Below are 16,111 nucleotides of genomic sequence, written 5' to 3'. Positions count from 1 at the left end.
AGCGTTCAACATGACTCGTTGATCGCAACGCGTGAACCACGCCAGATCCGAAGTCCACCACTCCCCGGGACGCTATCCCCCAGCCGACGCGCGGTACCGTCATAAGGTGTCCACTACACGGCGTCGGAGACCGGCACTGATCGTGCTGGTGATCCTCGCCGCCTGCGCGTGCCTGGCGCTGGGGTGGTGGCAGTGGACCCGATTCCAGGAGGTCAACGGCACCTTCCAGAACCTCGGTTACGCGCTGCAGTGGCCGTTGTTCGCCTGGTTCTGCGTCTACGCCTACCGCAAATTCGTCCGCTACGAAGAAGCACCGCCCGAGCCACACCGAGCCGACACGGTGACCGAGATACCGGCCGGACTGCTGCCCGAGCGGCCCGCGCCCGCCGCCGCACCCACCGACGACGCCGCACTCCGGGAATACAACGCCTACCTGGCCGAGCTCACCGAGAACGAACGAAAGAACAGGAACACCGCATGACCGATACCCCCGCCCAAGCCGCTCCCGCCGAGAAGATCCGCAGCGCGCTGCTGCCCTACCGGGTCATGGCCTGGGCAACGGGTGTCTGGCTGATCGCCCTGTGCTACGAGATCGTGGTGCGCTACGTGGTCAAGGTGGATAACCCGCCGACGTGGATCGGTGTGGTGCACGGCTGGGTGTACTTCGCCTACCTGCTGGCCACCTTCAACCTGGCGGTCAAGGTGCGCTGGCCGCTCGGCAAGACCATCGGCGTGCTGCTGGCCGGCACCATTCCGCTGCTCGGCATCATCGTCGAGCATTTCCAGAGCCGAAACATCAAGGCGCAGTTCAACCTCTGACACGCGGACTCATCCCGGAGGCGGGTTCACCCACCGCTGCACCCCACCGTGGTTGGAGCACGCGCCGCTGCGGTGCCTACCGAATGAGCAGCTGCCGTCACGGCAGACCGCGCTGCGGCACAGCTCAGCCCGCGAGCTGTCGCAGCGCCGGTAGCAGCAGCGCCAACGCCCGGCCGCGGTGCGACGCGGCGTCTTTCTCCGCCGGGCTCAGCTGCGCCGCGGTGCGGACGGCATCGGTGGGAACGAACACCGGGTCATAGCCGAAGCCGCCGTCGCCGCGGGGTTCCCGGGCGATGCTGCCCGACCATTCGCCGCGCACCACCGCCTCGTGGTCGGCCCCGCTGCCCCAGACCAGCGCGCAAGCCGACACGAACGCCGCGCCGCGCCGCTCGTCGGGAACCTCACGCAGTTGAGCCAGCAGCAAGGCGGTGTTGGCGCGGTCGTCGCCGTGCTCACCCGACCAGCGTGCCGACAACACCCCGGGCATGCCGTTGAGCGCATCCACGGTCAAGCCGGAATCATCTGCGACACAGGGCAATCCGGTCGCCCGGTAACCGTCACGCGCCTTGGCCAGGGCGTTCTCCTCGAACGTCGCCCCGGTTTCGGGCGCTTCGGGGTACGGCGCGACTTCCTCCAGCGAGACCGGGCGCAAGCCCGAGATACCGGCGTGCTCGAGCACCCGGCTGAGTTCGGCCAGCTTCTTGCGGTTACGGCTGGCCACCAAGAGATCGATCAGCTGCCGAACGCCTTCTTCGGTGCCGGCCCCTCCGGCAGCACCCCGGGATAGGGCAGTTCCAACGCTTCGCGCTGCACCACGAACAACTTCTCGCAGGCGACCAGGGCCGCATCGAGCATCTTGTCCAGGGTCGAACGCGGGAAGGTCGCCCCCTCGCCGGTGCCCTGGATCTCCACCAGGGTTCCGGTGTCGGTAGCGACGACGTTCATGTCGACCTCGGCGCGGGAGTCCTCCTCATACGGAAGATCCACGCGGACCCGGCCGTCGACCACACCGACGCTGACGGCCGAGATGGCGCACGACAGCGGGCGCGGATCCGACAACTTGCCGGCCGCCGACAGGTAGGTGACCGCGTCGGCGAGCGCCACGTAGGCTCCGGTGATCGCCGCGGTGCGGGTGCCGCCGTCGGCTTGCAACACATCGCAGTCGATCGCGATGGTGTTCTCCCCCAGCGCGGCTAGGTCGATACAGGCCCGCAGCGAGCGGCCGACCAGCCGGCTGATCTCCTGGGTGCGCCCACCGACCCGGCCCTTGACCGATTCACGGTCGGAGCGGCTGTGCGTGGCGGCGGGCAGCATGGCGTACTCCGCGGTCAGCCAACCGCGCCCGGAGCCTTTGCGCCAGCGCGGCACGCCTTCGGTGACGCTGGCCGTGCACATGACCCGGGTGTTGCCGAATTCGACCAGCACCGACCCGGCCGGGTTCGAGGTGAACCCGCGGGTGATGACGACCGGGCGCAACTCGTCGTCGAGGCGACCGTCTTCTCGTTTGGACACGCGGTCAACCCTAATGGTGATCGCCCGGGTCAACCCCGCTGGATGTCGAAACTCTCGTCACACACCACCGCGTGCACCGGCCCGTCGAACTCGGCTTTGGCCTCGCCGATGACGTCCTCCCGCGAGGTCCAGGGCGGGATATGGGTGAGCAGCAGTTGGCCGACGCCGGCGGCTGCCGCAATGCGGCCGGCCTCGGTGCCGGACAGATGCAGATTCGGCGGCCGGTTGGCCTCGTGGGTCCACGACGCCTCACACAAGAAGACATCGGCGCCGCGGGCGAGCTCGATCACCCCGTCGCAGTAGCCGGTGTCACCGCTGTAGACCAGGGTCGCCCCGGATGCGTCGGTGATCCGCATTCCGAACGACTCGGTCGGGTGACAGACCAGCCGGGGCTGCACACTGACCGTTCCGCACTCGACCGGTTCGCCGTCCACCCAGGTGTGCACATCGAAGATGTCGGTGATGTCGTCGATCTCACCGCCGTACGGCGAGGACGCGGCACCCATCCGCGACCAGGTGTCGCTCGGCCCGTAGATGAAGCCCTTGGCGAACGGCTGGGTTGCCACCGACGGGTGGTAGCGGCGCCAGACGAACAGTCCCGGTAGGTCCAGGCAGTGGTCGGCATGCAGGTGCGACAACAGCACACACACAGAACCCGGATCGACGTGCCGCTGCAGCGCGCCGAGCACCCCGCCCCCGAAGTCGATGACCAGCGGCGGGGTGTCCGGAGCCTGCAACAGGTAGCCCGATGCCGGCGAGTCCGGACCCACCACACTGCCGGAGCAGCCGAGCACGGTGAGTCGCACGTTCCCTACTGTGCCATGTTCGTCGCAACGATGACCAAGACACGAGCGCTTTGCCCGCTATTCGTCATCGAAATCACGCCGCACGGCTAACTCAACGGGGCGTGACGACGGACGGCTCCGACGCCGGTGATGGCCGGGCCCAGAAATCGCGTGGCCAATGCGGCGAACGCCTCGGGGTCGCCGGTCGCCTCGAACACCCGGGTCGCCGGGGCGGCCCCATGCGGGCGCAGCAGATCGAGCTCGGTCAGCACCCGCAGCAGCTCCTTGGCGGTCTCCTCAGCGCTGGACACCAGTGTCACCTGCTCACCCATCGCCAGCTGGATCAACCCCGACAGCAGCGGGTAGTGGGTGCAGCCCAGCACCAGGGTGTCGACTCCGGCGCGCTGCAGCGGCTCCAGGTAGCCCTCGGCGAGCCCCAACACCTGCCGACCGCTGGTGATACCGCGTTCGACGAAGTCCACGAAGCGCGGGCAGGCCACCGCGGTGATCTCGGTGTCGCGGGCCGCGGCGAACGCGTCCTGATAGGCGTGACTGGTGATGGTCGCTTGGGTGCCGATCACCCCGATCCGGCCGTTGCGGGTGGTGGCCACCGCCCGGCGCACCGCCGGCAGGATCACCTCGACGACGGGCACGTCGTAGCGCTCCCGGGCATCGCGCAGGCACGCGGCCGACGCGGTGTTGCAGGCGATCACCAAGGCCTTGACGCCCCGGTCGACCAGATCGTCGCCGATGGCCAGCGCGTGCGCGCGGACCTCCGGGATGGTCAGCGGGCCGTAGGGCCCGTTGCCGGTGTCACCGACATAGACGATGTCCTCGTCGGGCAGCTGATCGATGATGGAACGTGCGACGGTCAGCCCGCCGACCCCGGAGTCGAAGATCCCGATCACGCCGATACCGCCCGCCGCCGCTCGCGGGCTTTGCGCTCGGGGCCTGACAGCAGGTAGGCGGCCACCACCCCGGCGATCGCCCCGCACAGGTGACCCTGCCAGGACACCCCGCCACAAACGTTCAGCACCGGCACTGCCCCCCAGAGAATCCCGCCGTAGAGCACCAACACCACGAATCCGACCACGATCTGCCAAATTCGGCGGGTGAACAGCCCGAACACCACCAGGAACGCCAACCAGCCGAAGATCAGCCCGGAGGCACCGATGTGGTCGGTGGGCCCGCACGCCGAGCCGACATTGCCGATCAGCCAGGTACCCAGCCCGCCGAGGAGCCACACGATCGCGGTGGCGAGCAGGAACCGGGACTGCCCCGCCAAGGTCACCAGGAAACCGAGGACCAGCGCCGGACCGGTATTCGCCAGCAGATGCCCCCAGTTGGCGTGCAGCAGCGGCGCGAACAGCACCCCCCACAGGCCGTCGGTCTGAAGTGGCCGGATGCCGTTGCGGTCCAGCCGGTGCCCGCCGAGCTGATCGACGGCTTCGATGAGGTAGAGCAGCGCGACGAATGCCGCCACGGTGGTACCGCCGGTGCGCCAGACCGACTTCTTGTCGGGCCGTGGCGCGGGCGACGCGCCGGTCCGGGAGGTCTTGCCCACAGTTGTCACGACCTCCCCGTGGCCTTGTTGGCGAATGCCCCCGGCAACGTGTCCCGGTAGCTCGCTATTCCGGCCACCGGATCGGCGGAAAGCAACCCGACCAGCACCGCTCGCGCCAGGCAGTCCGCCGCGGCCGCACCGACCGCCGTGATCAGCCCGGTCTCCTGCGACATCGCGGCCGGGGTGCCCGCCAGCGGCGGAACCGCCACGGCCCCGGTCGCCAACGCGAACACCGTGTCGCCGTCCACCGGGGTATGGGCGGGCCGGATGGTGCGCGCCAGCCCGTCTTGGGCGGCGATCGCCACCCGCCGGCAGCCGGCCGGGCTGAGCGCGGCGTCGGTAGCCACCACCGCGATGGTGGTGTTGAGCGCGACGGACTTGGGCTCCAACCCGGCGAGCATCGCCAGCTGTTCGGACGGCGGCGCGGTCAGACCGAATTCCTCGACGAGATGGGCCGACCAGGGCAGGCCGGTCGTGGCGTCGATGACCTCGCCGGTGGGGTTCACCACGACCAGCGCCCCCACCGTCACGGTGTGTTGCTCGAGTTCGAGGGTGGCCGATGCGGTGCCCACCCCGCCCTTGAGGACCCCGGCCCGGGCCCCGACTCCGGCGCCGACGCTGCCGACGGCCGGATTCTGGCCACCGGGCCCGGCGGCCGCCGCGGCGGCGGCATAGCCGAATTGCGCAGTGGGCCGCCGATCCCAGCCTCCGACCGGCAGGTCGAAGATGACCGCGGCCGGCACGATCGGCACCACGCCGCCGTCCAGCGCTACCCCGCGGCCCTGCTCCTCCAGCCAGGTCATCACCCCGTCGGCGGTCGCCAGGCCGTAGGCGCTCCCGCCGGAGAGCACCACCGCATCCACCCAGCGCACGCTGTTGGCCGGGTCCAACAGATCGGTCTCCCGGCTTCCCGGCGCGCCCCCACGACAGTCGACGGCACCGACCGTCCCCGGTGGCGTCAACACCACGGTGACCCCGCTGGCCCAACCGGACCCGAGCGTCGCATCCGGATCGAGCCGGTGATGGTGACCCACCCGGATGCCGGCGACATCGGTGATCGAACCCATGCCCGTCATCGCCGTCCCATCAAGGCGACCACCAGGTATTCCTGCAGCACGGTGAGCCACTGATAGACGCTGAGCTGACCGGCCATCGGATCACCCGGTTGCAGCCGCTCCGGGCCGTCGGGACCGATCTGCAGCATGGTGCCCAGCGCCAGACGAATGTCGTTGACCGCCGCGATCCAGGCGTTCGCCTGCTCCTCGGTCAGCTCGAAACGACCGCCCTGCTCCGGCAGTGAGTCCAGGAGCTGTTGTGCTGCAGCGCGTTTCGCATCGATGATCTCCGGCTCGTGCAGACTGCGCAGCGCAGCGTTCAGGCCGGTCACATCAACGGTGGAGTCCTCGGCCGGCCCACCGTCACCCTCGGGCCGGTAGAAGTCCGGCAGCAGCCGCCGCGTGGTGGCGTCCTCCGGCGGGTTGGCGTTGCCGGTCCGGATCCCGGTTATCTGCTCGAGTTCATCCGGCGGAGAGGCGGATTGACGCGCCTCGAGCATGCCGTCGATCGAGCCGACCAGATTCCGGAGCAGCGCAGCCTCATGCAGTGCCAGCGCGGACCGGAAGCGGGGGCCGTCGTCGGTTTCAACCCGCTTCCACTTGTGCACGGTAGGGCCCGGTTCCCTTCGGTTGGCGTCTCAGCGGTCCTGCTGCATGGTCGCCCACAACCCGGCGGCATGCAGTTTGGACACGTCGACCTCCATCGACTCCCGGCTCCCGGCAGACACCACGGCCTTGCCCTCGTGGTGCACCTGCAACATCAGTTTGGTCGCGTGCGGCTCGCTGTAACCGAACAGCTTCTGAAAGACATATGTCACATAGGTCATCAGGTTGACCGGGTCGTCCCAGACGATGGTCACCCAGGGCGAGGCGGTGTCCTCGACCGGGTCAGCCTGCCGCTGGCCGGTGCCCTGCGGTTTCACCGGGGTGGACGTCGCTGCTGACGTGGCCATACCGCTCAGGATACCGAGCCGAGGTGGGGTCGAGTCCAGCCGATACGGTTGGCGGGTGGACACCTCGGCCCGCTGCGGTGGGCTGCTCACCGACAAGTACGAGCTGACCATGCTGGCCGCGGCGCTGCGCGACGGCACGGCCAGCCGGCGGACCAGCTTCGAATTGTTCGCCCGCCGGCTCCCCGAAGGCCGCCGCTACGGGGTGGTCGCCGGCACCGACCGTTTCCTGGCGGCGCTGACCGCGTTCTGCTTCGACGACGCCGCGCTGAGCCTGCTCGCGGAGTTCCTGGACCCGGAGACCTTGCGGTACCTGGGAGATTTCCGCTTTCGCGGTGACGTCGACGGTTACGCCGAGGGCGAGTTGTACTTCGCCGGGTCACCGGTGCTCAGCGTGCACGGCAGCTTCGCCGAGTGCATCGTGCTGGAGACACTGCTGCTGTCGATCTTCAACCACGACACCGCCATCGCCTCGGCGGCCGCCCGGATGGTCAGCGCGGCCGGTGACCGGCCGCTGATCGAGATGGGGTCACGGCGCACCCACGAGCAGGCCGCCGTCGCCGCGGCCCGCGCCGCCTACCTGGCCGGGTTCGCCGGGACGTCCAATCTGGAAGCGCACCGCAGCTTCGGCGTGCCGGTGCTGGGCACCAGCGCGCACGCCTTCACCCTGCTGCACACCGGCGCCGACGATGCCGGCGAACTGGCGGCATTCCGCTCCCAGGTCGCCGCGCAGGGTGTCGACACCACGCTGTTGGTCGACACCTACGACGTCACCACCGGAGTGGCCCGTGCCGTGGAGGCGGCCGGCCCGCGGCTCGGCGCGGTCCGGATCGACTCGGGCGAGCTGGCGGTGCTGGCCCATCAGGTCCGCGACCAGCTGGACCGGTTGGGCGCCACCGCGACCAAGATCGTGGTCTCCGGTGATCTCGACGAGTTCGCCATTGCGGCGCTGCGAGCCGCCCCAGTCGACAGTTACGGCGTCGGCACCGCGCTGGTGACCGGATCGGGTGCGCCGGCGGCCGGGTTCGTCTACAAGCTGGTCGAGGTGGATGGTGTGCCGGTGCACAAGCGCAGCACCGACAAGACGTCGGCGGGCGGGCGCAAGCAGGCGCTGCGGGTGTCGCGGTCGAGCGGCACCCTCGTCGAGGAGGTCGTCTACCCCGCCGGCCGGCCGCCGGAGGTCAACGAACCGAACCGGCTGCTGACCGTTCCGCTGGTGCGCGGTGGCGAGGTGGTCACCGGTACCGGAGCGACGGCCCTGGCCGCGGCCCGCGACCGCGTGGCTTCCGGACTGCACAGTCTGCCCTGGGAGGGACTGAAGCTCGCGCACGGTGAGCCGGCGATACCGACCCGGGTGATCGCCGGTGAACCCAGGTCGTCGGCCTAACGGCCGTTGCGTTCGCGGTGCTTGCACCCGGGCCAGCAGCACGGGCGCCGTTTGCCTTCCTCCAGCTCCTCGCGGGTCCGGCGGATGCGTCGTTCGCGGGTTTTGGCCTGCTTGGCGTCCTCGACCCAGCAGATGAACTCGTTGCGCGCCAACGGCGTAATGTCCTGCCACGCCGCCAACGCGGTGGCGCTGACGGCCAACCCGTCGCGCAGATCGTCTGGGAGTTCGTGCACCGCTCCGCCGGGCAATCGCTGGCTGGTCATCGCCACAGGGTATGCGAATCAGCAGGCAAATGAGTGGGGTCCAGGGTGGTCGTGTCGCTACAGTTCGCGGAATGAAGCTCGATGCGACGGCCTTCAGCCGGCAGTGGGCCCGGGCCTGGAACGCCCACGACGTGGAGGCGGTGCTGGCGCACTTTCGAGATGACGTGCTCTTCACCTCGCCGGTGGCCGCCCAGATGTTTCCCGAGACGGCGGGGGTGATCCGTGGGAAACCCGCGCTGCGCCGCTATTGGACCGCAGCGCTGGAGCGGCTGACGGATCTGCATTTCGTCGTCGAAGCCGTCTATCGGGGCATCGACACCGTCGTCATCACCTACCGCAACCAAAACGACGGCCTCGTCAACGAGGTATTGCGCTTCGACGAGGACGGCCAGGTCGTCGAGGGGCACGGAACCTATCTCGCCACCGGGACGCCCGGGGCGACGTGAGGACATGACGACGCCCGTCCGAGGCGGGCTACCGTGAGCACACCATGGCTGACCCCTCCGTCCCCGAGCTGCTCGGCGCCGCGGTAGCCGCCCTGGGCGGCAGCCAACGCGACGGCCAGGTACGCATGGCCGAGGCGGTGGCACAGGCCTTCGACAACGGCGAACACCTGGCGGTGCAAGCCGGCACTGGCACCGGCAAATCACTGGCCTACCTGGTCCCCGCGATCGCCCGAGCGGTGACCGACGACCATCCAGTGGTGGTGTCGACCGCGACCATCGCGCTGCAGCGCCAGCTCGTGGACCGCGACCTGCCGCGCCTGGCCGACGCACTCGAAGCTGTGCTCCCCCGGCGTCCCACCTTCGCTCTGCTCAAGGGCAGACGAAATTACCTCTGCTTGAACAAGATCCACAGTGGATCAGCTGATGAGTCGGACGAGGCGCCCCAGGAGGAACTGTTCGAGCCGTTCGCCGCCAGCGCCCTGGGCCGCGACGTGCAGCGGCTCACCGCCTGGGCGCAGACCACCGACTCCGGCGACCGCGACGACCTCAAACCCGGTGTACCCGAGCGGTCCTGGTCTCAAGTCAGCGTGTCGGCGCGGGAATGCCTGGGCGCAACCCGCTGCCAATTCGGTATCGACTGCTTCGCCGAGCGAGCCCGCGCCGTCGCCGCCGAGGCCGATATCGTCGTCACCAATCACGCCCTGCTGGCGATCGATGCCATCTCGGAGACCAACGTTTTGCCCGTGCACCAACTGCTGGTGGTCGACGAGGCGCACGAGCTGGTGGACCGGGTGACGTCGGTGGCCACCGGGGAGCTGACCGCGGCCACGCTCAGTGCCGCGGTGCGGCGGATCAGCCGGTTGGTTTCCCCGGAACTGGCGCAGCGCCTCGATGCCGCATCGCTGACGTTCGGCTCGGCGATTCACGACGGCACCCCCGGGCGGATGGATCACCTCGACGACGAGCTGGCGACCTACCTGGCCGCGCTGCGCGATGCCGCCGGCGCGGTCCGCTCGGCGATCGACACTGCACCGGCTGACCCCAAAGCCGCCGCCGCCCGCAAGGAGGCGGTCGCCGCACTCTCCGAGATCGCCGACACCGCCGCGCGGATTCTGGCCTCGTTCGAGCCGGCGATCCCCGAGCGCTCCGACGTGGTGTGGCTCAGCCACGAAGACAACCGGGGATCGGTGCGTCCGGTGCTGCGGGTGGCACCGCTGGCAGTGGCCGGCCTGTTGCGGGAGCGGCTGTTCGCCCGGGCGACGACGGTACTGACCTCCGCCACGCTGACGATCGGCGGTTCCTTCGACGCGATGGCCGGCGCCTGGGGCTTGACCGGCGGCGCACAGTCCGGCGATGCGCGTTGGCGCGGGCTGGATGTCGGGTCACCGTTTGCGCACGCCAAAGCCGGGATCCTGTACGTGGCCGCGCACCTGCCGCCGCCCGGTCGTGACGGCACCGGAACGCAGGCACAGCTCGACGAGATCGCCGGGCTGATCACCGCGGCCGGCGGGCGCACCCTGGGTCTGTTCTCCTCGATGCGCGCGGCGCGCGCCGCGGCCGAGGCGATGCGGGAACGGCTGGACACCCCGGTGCTGTGCCAGGGCGACGACACCACCGGAGCGTTGGTCGAGCAGTTCGCTGCCGACGCCGACACCTCGCTGTTCGGCACATTGTCGCTGTGGCAGGGCGTCGACGTACCCGGCCCGTCGCTGTCGCTGGTGCTCATCGACCGCATCCCGTTCCCGCGGCCCGACGACCCGCTGCTGACCGCTCGGCAGCGCGCGGTGAGTGCCCGCGGGGGCAACGGTTTCATGGCGGTCGCTGCCAACCATGCCGCACTGTTGCTGGCCCAGGGTGCGGGCCGGTTGCTGCGCAGCGTCGACGACCGGGGGGTGGTGGCGGTGCTCGACTCGCGGATGGCGACCGCCCGCTACGCCGGTTATCTGCGGGCATCGCTGCCGCCGTTCTGGGCGACGACCGACACCGCCAAGGTCCGTCTGGCACTGCAGCGGCTGCGCGCCGGTTGAGCGCACTATCGTGATGTCCCATGCGACCTGGCCGCCGACGGCACCGTGTTCTTGCCACCGCCTGCATCTGGGTGCTGCTGTTGAGCGGATGCGCCCGGATGCTGGACGGTCATCCGGTGTCGATCTTCGCCGACCCTTTCCGGGTGGGCGGCCTGCAGGCGGTCGACGGGCCCACCGGGCTGCGACCCGACGCCCCGCCACCGAGCCGCGAGGTCGCCGGCACCGACGGCGGTCGCATCGACCAGCTCGCCGCCCAGTCGGTCAGTGATCTCGAGGCGTTCTGGACGGTCAGCTATCCCAACACCTTTGACGGCGATTTCGAGCCGGTGAAATCGCTGCTCTCGTGGGATCCCGGGCAGCTACGCGGAACGTTCTGCAAGAGTAGGACTTTCCTGCTGGTCAACGCCGCCTACTGCTACCTGGACCACACCATCGGGTGGGATCGCCGGTTGCTGTTGCCGGCGCTGCGCAGCGCCTACGGGGACATGGCGATCACCATGGTGCTCGCTCATGAGTACGGCCACGCGATCGCCCGCGCGGCCGGGATCACCAAACGGCGCCAGACCCCGACCCTGGTGGCGGAGCAGCAGGCCGACTGTCTGGCGGGGGTCTACCTGCGCTGGGTCGCCCACGGTGACTCGCCCCGCTTCACGCTCAGCACCGGTGACGGGTTGAACGCCGTGTTGGCCGCGATGCTGGCGCTGCGCGATCCGCTGCTGAACCCCGGAGAAACCATCGGCGACAATGAACACGGCTCGGCCTTCGAGCGGATCTCGGCGTTCCAATTCGGGTTTACCGACGGCGCCGGATCATGTAAGGCCATCGACGCCAAGGAGATCGAACAACGTCGCGGCGACCTACCCGTGCAGCTGCAGCAGAACGAGACCGGTGAGGTACCCGTCAGCGAGGCGTCGGTGCGGCTCATCGTCGAGGCGATGAACATCGCGTTCACCCCGGCCAAACCGCCGCAACTGACCTTCGACGCCGCCGCCGGCTCGTCGTGCACCGATGCCCGTCCCAGCTCGCCGGCGTCGTACTGTCCGGCGACCAACACCATCGCGGTCGACTTGCCGGCCCTGCAGGCCATGGGCACCCCGAGCAAGGACAAGAAGTTGGCGACGCTGTCCGGCGACAACACCGCCTATTCGGTGCTGATGTCGCGGTACCTGCAGGCGGTGCAGATCGAGCACGGGGGTTTGGTGCTCGACAACGCCGCCGCGGCGCTGCGCACCGCGTGCCTGACCGGAGTGGCCACCACCAAGCTGTCCCAAGGGATCACCACCTCCAACGGCGGCATCATCGCGTTGACCGCAGGCGATCTGGACGAGGCCGTCGCCGGGCTGCTCACCAACGGTCTGGCTGCCGGCGACGTCAACGGTGAGTCGGTGCCCGCCGGCTTCTCCCGCATCGACGCCTACCGCACCGGGGTGCTCGGCGACTTCGACCGCTGCCTGCAGCGCTTCCCCTGACGCCCCGGCGAGCAGACGCGAAAGCCCCTAAAAGCGGTCGATTTGAAAGGCTTTCATGTCTGCTCGCGCTAAGCGCGGTTAGGTGGCCAACGTGACCAGGCCCAGCTCGGCATCGCCGGACAGCAACGGGTGGCTCGGCAGCACCCGCACGGTGTAGCCCACCGAACCGGCGACCGGGAGCGGGGTGGTCGTCGAAAACACTTCGGTTCCATCGGCGCCGGTGCGCTCGTGTGTCATCACCACGGTGGCCGGTTCCAGCAGACTGTCACCGGAATCGAGCCGGCCCAGCACCGCCTGCACCGTCACCTCGTCGGGCCCCAGGCCGGCCAACCGAACCGTGGCGGTCAGCGTCAGCTCCGAACCCAGCAGCGGGGTGTCGGGCAGTCCGGTGCTGTCGACGTCGGTGATCTCGATCTGCGGCCAGGCCCGCTGAACGCGCCGGCGGTAGTCGGCCAGCCGTCGCGCCGCACCGTAGGGCACCCCGTCGATCGGTTCGCAGGTGCGCCGCATCGACTGCGCCGCCGGGGCGTAGCACCGCTCGACGTAGTCGCGCACCATCCGCGAGGCCAGCACTTTCGGCCCGAGCGTCTGCAGCGTGTGGTGCACCATCTCGATCCAGCGCGGCGGTACGCCACGTTCGTCGCGGTCGTAGAACTTCGGGACCACCGACTGCGCCAGCAGGTCGTAGAGCGCCGCGGCTTCCAAATCGTCGCGGCGGTTCTCATCGGCCACCCCGTCGGCGGTCGGGATCGCCCAGCCGTTCTCCCCGTCGAACCACTCGTCCCACCAACCGTCACGGATGGACAGGTTCAGCCCGCCGTTGAGCGCACTCTTCATTCCCGAGGTGCCGCACGCCTCCAGCGGCCGCAGCGGATTGTTCAGCCACACATCGCATCCGGCGTAGAGCCGCCGCGCCATCGACATGTCGTAGTCGGGCAGGAACGCAACCCGATGGCGTACTTCCGGGCGATCGGCGAAGCGCACCACCTGCTGGATCAGCGCCTTGCCGTCATCGTCGGCCGGATGGGACTTGCCGGCCACGATCAGCTGCACCGGGCGATGCTCGTCGAGCAAAAGCTGCTCCAACCGGTCCGGGTCGCGCAGCATCAACGTCAACCGCTTGTAGGTCGGCACCCGGCGAGCAAAACCGATAGTCAGCACATTGGGATCGAATGCCGTTGCAATCCAGCCTAATTCGGCCTCGGAGGCGCCGCGCTCCAGACCGGACTGCAGCAACCGCAACCTGACCTCGTCGACCAGCAACGACCGCAGCTGCGAGCGGATCGACCACAGCGCAACGGGATCGACTTCTTGAAGACGCTGCCAGGCCGCGGGCTCGCTGAACGAATCCGCGGTGGCCAGGTCGCGGCCGAGCTGCAACCACGGCGGAGCCGCCCAACTGGGAGCGTGCACGCCATTGGTGATCGAGCCGATCGGCACCTCGTCCGCGTCGAAACCGGGCCACAGGCCGTTGAACATGGCCCGGCTGACCCGGCCGTGCAGCCGCGAGACGCCGTTGGCCCGCTGGGCCAGCCTCAGACCCATGTGGGCCATGTTGAACATGCCGGAATCGTCTTCGGCGCCCAGCTCGAGGATCCGTTCGACCGGGACCCCGGCGACCAGCGCATCGCCGTCGAAATAGCGCCGCACCATGTCGATTCCGAACCGGTCGATACCCGCCGGTACCGGGGTATGGGTGGTGAACACCGTCGCCGAGCGCACCACCGCCAGCGCGGTGTCGAAATTCAGGCCTTGTTCGGCGATCAGCTCACGGATGCGCTCGATTCCGAGGAAGCCGGCGTGGCCCTCGTTCATGTGGAACACCTCGGGGGCGGGCATGCCGGTGAGGGCGGTGAACGCCCGGATCGCTCGCACCCCGCCGATCCCGGCCAAGATCTCCTGGCGGATCCGGTGCTCCTGGTCACCGCCGTACAACCGGTCGGTGACGCCGCGCAACTGGTGCTCGTTCTCGCCGATGTCGGAGTCCAACAACAACAGCGGTACCCGGCCGACCTGTGCGACCCAGATCCGCGCGCACAACCGGCCCACCCCCGGCAGCGCCACCTCGATCAACGCCGGATTGCCCGCCGCGTCGGCCAGCAGCCGCAGCGGCAGCCCCTGCGGGTCCAGCGACGGATAGGTCTCCCGTTGCCAGCCGTCAGCGGTCAGCGATTGGCGGAAATATCCGGAGCGGTAGTACAGCCCGACCGCAATCAACGGCACGCCCAGATCCGACGCCGACTTCAGGTGGTCCCCGGCCAGGATGCCCAGGCCTCCCGAGTAGTTGGGCAGCGCCTCGGCGACACCGAACTCCATGGAGAAGTACGCGATGCCCGCAGGTAGTGCCGCGCCGCTGTCCTGCTGGTGTTGATACCACCGGGGCTGCGTCAGGTACTCGGTGAGCTCGGCTGACAGGGCGTCGAGCCGCCCGGTGAATGCCTCGTCGGCGGCCAGTTCGTCAAGCCGGTTCGGGCTCACCGCGCCCAGCAGCGCCACCGGATCCCGGCCGCATCCGGCCCACAGCTCCGGGTCGATGGCGGCGAACAGCTCCTGCGTCGACTGCTCCCACGACCAGCGCAGATTCATCGAGAGTTGCTCAAGTGCCCGCAGCCGGTCGGGAAGATGTGCACGAACGGTGAACCGGCGGAGTGCTTTCACGCGTCACCACCTTACGGCGGTCCAGCGAGGCTCGCCGGAGTTGGCTCGAAGGGTCGGCGGAGGCGAGGCGAAGCTGGGACCGCCGAACTACCCGCGGTCCAGCGAGGCTCGCCGGAGTTGGCCCGAAGGGTCGGCGGTGGCGAACCGGCCGTGTCGTGCCGGTCGCCATCGGCAGCCCATTACCGTGGGCACCGACAGCCCCACGACGAACGGAGTGTGCGTGCCTGGTCGTGTCGAGGTCGACGACGTCGAACCGGTCATCTCGTGCGGCCGCTACCCGGCCAAGGCCGTGGTCGGCGAGACGGTGCCGGTGAAGGCCACCGTGTGGCGGGAAGGCCACGACGCGGTCGCCGCGACCCTGGTGGTGTGCTACCTCGGACGGCACTATCCGCAACCCGGTGAGCCGCCGGACGAGCACGCGTCCAGCACGCCACTGTGCATCCGGATGGAGACCGGGTTCGACGCCTACGTGTTCCACGGCAGCTTCACCCCCGACGCGGTCGGGCTGTGGACGTTTTGCGTGGAGGGCTGGAGCGACCCGGTGGCGAGCTGGCGCAGCGCCGTGACCGCCAAGCTCGACGCCGGCCAGGGCGAAGCCGAACTCTCCAACGACCTGGTGATCGGCGCCGGGTTGCTGGACCGTGCCGCGGCCGCCATGCCGCCCGCACAGCGCCGGCCGGTGCAGGCGGCCGCCGCCGCCCTGCGCGCGCCCGGCGACCCGGCGACCCGGGCCGCCCCGGCACTCTCGGCCGAGGTCGACGAGCTGCTGGCCCGTCACCCGCTGCGCGACCTGCTCACCCCGGGCCCGGAGTACCAGGTGTGGGTGGATCGGCCGCTGGCCCGCCGCGGCGCGTGGTATGAGATGTTCCCCCGCTCGACCGGCGGGTGGGATGCCGACGGCCGTCCGGTGCACGGAACGTTCGCCACCGCGGCGGCGGCACTGCCGCGGATCGCCGAGATGGGCTTCGACGTGGTCTATCTGCCGCCGATTCACCCGATCGGCCGGGTGCACCGCAAGGGCCGCAACAACTCCGCGACGGCCGAGCCCGGTGATGTCGGTTCGCCGTGGGCCATCGGCAGCGCCGAGGGCGGTCACGACGCGGTGCACCCCGACCTCGGCACCATCGACGACTTCGACGACTTCGTGGCGGCAGCCCGGCGGCTGAACCTCGAGGT

General features: G+C 69.5%; 18 protein-coding genes. 7 read left to right on the top strand and 11 right to left on the bottom strand.

The window, feature by feature from the left end; genetic code table 11:
* Positions 1 to 106: 106 nt before the first annotated feature.
* Together A5694_RS14180 and A5694_RS14175 are read left to right on the top strand one after the other, a co-directional pair.
* Entirely contained in the window at positions 107 to 481 is a 375-nt protein-coding gene (locus A5694_RS14180) for a hypothetical protein (RefSeq protein WP_109535690.1), read from the top strand.
* Positions 478 to 819 (top strand): DUF3817 domain-containing protein, encoded by a 342-nt coding sequence (locus tag A5694_RS14175; protein ID WP_064922468.1) that lies wholly within the window; start codon positions 478 to 480, stop codon positions 817 to 819. The genes A5694_RS14180 and A5694_RS14175 overlap by 4 nt, the downstream gene beginning before the upstream one ends.
* A 9-nt stretch (positions 820 to 828) precedes the next feature.
* Here A5694_RS14175 and A5694_RS22655 read toward each other — a convergent pair whose 3' ends face one another.
* The 9 genes from A5694_RS22655 to clpS form a co-directional block, all read right to left on the bottom strand.
* Positions 829 to 942, bottom strand: a complete 114-nt coding sequence (locus A5694_RS22655) for a DUF3761 domain-containing protein (protein ID WP_082952674.1) — start codon at positions 940 to 942, stop codon at positions 829 to 831.
* Position 943: 1 nt separating this feature from the next.
* Positions 944 to 1,555 carry an RdgB/HAM1 family non-canonical purine NTP pyrophosphatase gene (gene rdgB / locus A5694_RS14170; RefSeq protein ID WP_064922467.1) on the bottom strand — a complete coding sequence of 204 codons (612 nt, stop codon included), beginning with the start codon at positions 1,553 to 1,555 and terminating at the stop codon, positions 944 to 946.
* On the bottom strand, positions 1,552 to 2,331 hold the full coding sequence (rph, locus tag A5694_RS14165; RefSeq protein ID WP_064922466.1) for a ribonuclease PH: 780 nt from the start codon (positions 2,329 to 2,331) through the stop codon (positions 1,552 to 1,554). The genes rdgB and rph overlap by 4 nt, the downstream gene beginning before the upstream one ends.
* A gap of 29 nt (positions 2,332 to 2,360) precedes the next feature.
* Complete coding sequence (locus A5694_RS14160) at positions 2,361 to 3,137, bottom strand: cyclic nucleotide-degrading phosphodiesterase (protein WP_064922465.1); 777 nt, start codon at positions 3,135 to 3,137, stop codon at positions 2,361 to 2,363.
* An 86-nt stretch (positions 3,138 to 3,223) separates the two neighbouring features.
* Complete coding sequence (murI, locus tag A5694_RS14155) at positions 3,224 to 4,030, bottom strand: glutamate racemase (protein WP_109535691.1); 807 nt, start codon at positions 4,028 to 4,030, stop codon at positions 3,224 to 3,226.
* Positions 4,021 to 4,680 carry a rhomboid family intramembrane serine protease gene (locus A5694_RS14150; RefSeq protein ID WP_064922463.1) on the bottom strand — a complete coding sequence of 220 codons (660 nt, stop codon included), beginning with the start codon at positions 4,678 to 4,680 and terminating at the stop codon, positions 4,021 to 4,023. The genes murI and A5694_RS14150 overlap by 10 nt, the downstream gene beginning before the upstream one ends.
* 5 nt (positions 4,681 to 4,685) lie before the next feature.
* On the bottom strand, positions 4,686 to 5,747 hold the full coding sequence (locus tag A5694_RS14145; RefSeq protein WP_064922462.1) for a P1 family peptidase: 1,062 nt from the start codon (positions 5,745 to 5,747) through the stop codon (positions 4,686 to 4,688).
* Between the two features lie 5 nt (positions 5,748 to 5,752).
* Positions 5,753 to 6,343 (bottom strand): DUF2017 domain-containing protein, encoded by a 591-nt coding sequence (locus A5694_RS14140; RefSeq protein WP_064922461.1) that lies wholly within the window; start codon positions 6,341 to 6,343, stop codon positions 5,753 to 5,755.
* 30 nt (positions 6,344 to 6,373) lie between these two features.
* Positions 6,374 to 6,688: an ATP-dependent Clp protease adapter ClpS gene (gene clpS / locus A5694_RS14135; RefSeq protein WP_064922460.1), complete on the bottom strand. Its 315-nt coding sequence runs from the start codon at positions 6,686 to 6,688 to the stop codon at positions 6,374 to 6,376.
* 55 nt (positions 6,689 to 6,743) lie between these two features.
* On the opposite strand from clpS, the gene A5694_RS14130 reads away from it, so the two are divergent.
* The gene (locus A5694_RS14130) at positions 6,744 to 8,072 is read left to right on the top strand and encodes a nicotinate phosphoribosyltransferase (protein WP_267887753.1); all 1,329 of its coding nucleotides are present in this window, start codon (positions 6,744 to 6,746) and stop codon (positions 8,070 to 8,072) included.
* On the opposite strand, the gene A5694_RS14125 is transcribed toward A5694_RS14130, so the two are convergent.
* Positions 8,069 to 8,335 carry a YdeI/OmpD-associated family protein gene (locus A5694_RS14125; protein ID WP_064922470.1) on the bottom strand — a complete coding sequence of 89 codons (267 nt, stop codon included), beginning with the start codon at positions 8,333 to 8,335 and terminating at the stop codon, positions 8,069 to 8,071. The genes A5694_RS14130 and A5694_RS14125 overlap by 4 nt on opposite strands.
* Before the next feature lie 71 nt (positions 8,336 to 8,406).
* On the opposite strand from A5694_RS14125, the gene A5694_RS14120 reads away from it, so the two are divergent.
* From A5694_RS14120 to A5694_RS14110, 3 genes are read left to right on the top strand one after another with little or no spacing between them, the layout of a single operon-like run.
* Complete coding sequence (locus tag A5694_RS14120) at positions 8,407 to 8,781, top strand: nuclear transport factor 2 family protein (RefSeq protein WP_064922459.1); 375 nt, start codon at positions 8,407 to 8,409, stop codon at positions 8,779 to 8,781.
* Between the two features lie 44 nt (positions 8,782 to 8,825).
* Entirely contained in the window at positions 8,826 to 10,808 is a 1,983-nt protein-coding gene (locus A5694_RS14115; RefSeq protein WP_064922458.1) for an ATP-dependent DNA helicase, read from the top strand.
* A gap of 20 nt (positions 10,809 to 10,828) precedes the next feature.
* On the top strand, positions 10,829 to 12,277 hold the full coding sequence (locus tag A5694_RS14110; protein ID WP_064922457.1) for a neutral zinc metallopeptidase: 1,449 nt from the start codon (positions 10,829 to 10,831) through the stop codon (positions 12,275 to 12,277).
* Positions 12,278 to 12,355: 78 nt separating this feature from the next.
* Here A5694_RS14110 and glgP read toward each other — a convergent pair whose 3' ends face one another.
* Complete coding sequence (gene glgP / locus A5694_RS14105) at positions 12,356 to 14,935, bottom strand: alpha-glucan family phosphorylase (RefSeq protein ID WP_064922456.1); 2,580 nt, start codon at positions 14,933 to 14,935, stop codon at positions 12,356 to 12,358.
* 214 nt (positions 14,936 to 15,149) lie between these two features.
* Here glgP and A5694_RS14100 point away from each other — a divergent pair.
* Positions 15,150 to 16,111 (top strand): maltotransferase domain-containing protein (locus A5694_RS14100; protein WP_275084991.1); only part of this gene is annotated, 962 nt, incomplete at its 3' end.

This window comes from Mycolicibacter sinensis, from assembly GCF_001667945.1.
Classification (GTDB): domain Bacteria; phylum Actinomycetota; class Actinomycetes; order Mycobacteriales; family Mycobacteriaceae; genus Mycobacterium; species Mycobacterium sinense_B.
Note: the sequence above shows the minus strand (reverse complement) of the source record. Positions and strands in the feature narration are given on the sequence as shown.

Excerpts from the sequence above, each read along its gene's own strand:
- A5694_RS14175 (WP_064922468.1), top strand. The coding sequence starts at position 478 with ATGACCGATACCCCCGCCCAAGCCGCTCCCGCCGAGAAGATCCGCAGC.
- A5694_RS14145 (WP_064922462.1), bottom strand. The coding sequence starts at position 5,747 with ATGGGTTCGATCACCGATGTCGCCGGCATCCGGGTGGGTCACCATCAC.
- clpS (WP_064922460.1), bottom strand. The coding sequence starts at position 6,688 with ATGGCCACGTCAGCAGCGACGTCCACCCCGGTGAAACCGCAGGGCACC.
- A5694_RS14125 (WP_064922470.1), bottom strand. The coding sequence starts at position 8,335 with ATGACCAGCCAGCGATTGCCCGGCGGAGCGGTGCACGAACTCCCAGAC.
- A5694_RS14120 (WP_064922459.1), top strand. The coding sequence starts at position 8,407 with ATGAAGCTCGATGCGACGGCCTTCAGCCGGCAGTGGGCCCGGGCCTGG.
- A5694_RS14115 (WP_064922458.1), top strand. The coding sequence starts at position 8,826 with ATGGCTGACCCCTCCGTCCCCGAGCTGCTCGGCGCCGCGGTAGCCGCC.
- A5694_RS14110 (WP_064922457.1), top strand. The coding sequence starts at position 10,829 with ATGCGACCTGGCCGCCGACGGCACCGTGTTCTTGCCACCGCCTGCATC.